General features: G+C 46.8%; 1 protein-coding gene. It reads right to left on the reverse strand.

What is annotated here, in order from left to right:
* Positions 1 to 70 precede the first annotated feature (70 nt).
* Positions 71 to 1,081, reverse strand: a 1,011-nt coding sequence (locus tag BU200_RS11200) for a hypothetical protein (RefSeq protein WP_075100059.1), incomplete at its 5' end; no start/stop codon positions are given.

Raw genomic sequence — 1,081 nt, forward strand, 5'->3', positions numbered from 1 at the left:
GCACGATAGTAGTCTTCTTCTTGTGCAATCAGTCCCTGCTCTTTCTGTCGAATAGAGCCCCTCAATTCTTCTAAAGATCCTCTTTCCATGCCCTAAATTCTCCTGCCAATTGATGGTCTAAAGCCAGCTTTTCCTCCACTGCGCTATCAAGTGTGGTCTTCAAGGTGTCAAAGGTACCTGACAGCTCCTCCATCTGCTTGACTTTTTCCTGCGTATAGGACTGAAAGTCGCTGACAATCTTCTCATAAGTGACACCGTTTGAGGCAAAGATCTCCTCTACCTCCCAGCGAGCGAGGTGGGTATAGCTGGAAAAGTCAATCCCTGACCACAGCCTTTCAGCCGCTTCATCTGCCTCTTGCTTCAAGTCTTTCAATTCATCTAGGCCTGTCTTTGCTGCCTCTGCCATAGAAGCCCCTAAGAGGGCACTTTGCCCCGCGTCAAGGAAGAGGGTCTCATTGGTGCTCAAGCCTCCACCTAATTTTTCCCATTTGGCTTTCAAGGCTTTGAGCTGCAACATCTGGCGGGCACTTCGGGCAAAGGCCTCTGTCGGCCCACCAATGATGGGCTTACCTGTTTTGGTATCCAAGACCCGTCCTGTCTCTGGGTCAAACGTCCAATCTCCTATATCGTGACTGGTACCGTCTGTCCAGTATATCGTACCAAGACTTTCATCATAGCCAGCGTTTTTGGGATGGTTAATATCATTTAGAAAGACAACGGTATCCTTGTTTTTGCGATAATCGATAAAGAGACCCGGATGCTCTTTGATAAACTCTTTTTCTTCCTCACTTAATGAACCGTAGTGAAACCAGGCATTAAAGGTAGTGGTTGGAATACCGAACTTGGCTCCAACCTTAATCATATAGGAGGATTGGGAGTAGCCAGACAATTGTGTGACCGCATGAACTCTGGGATCATCTAGGACACTTTGGACAAACTCTTCAGCAGGAGTATATTGCCTAGATAAATAGTAGCCCTGACTTTTTTTACCATCTGAGTCTCCAAAAACCGCCGTCATTGTATCAACGGATTGAATATCTGTTGCAGCAGCAATCACCGCTACACTGCTAAAATCAGGCTC

This window comes from Streptococcus acidominimus, from assembly GCF_001921825.1.
In the GTDB taxonomy this organism is placed as follows: domain Bacteria; phylum Bacillota; class Bacilli; order Lactobacillales; family Streptococcaceae; genus Streptococcus; species Streptococcus acidominimus.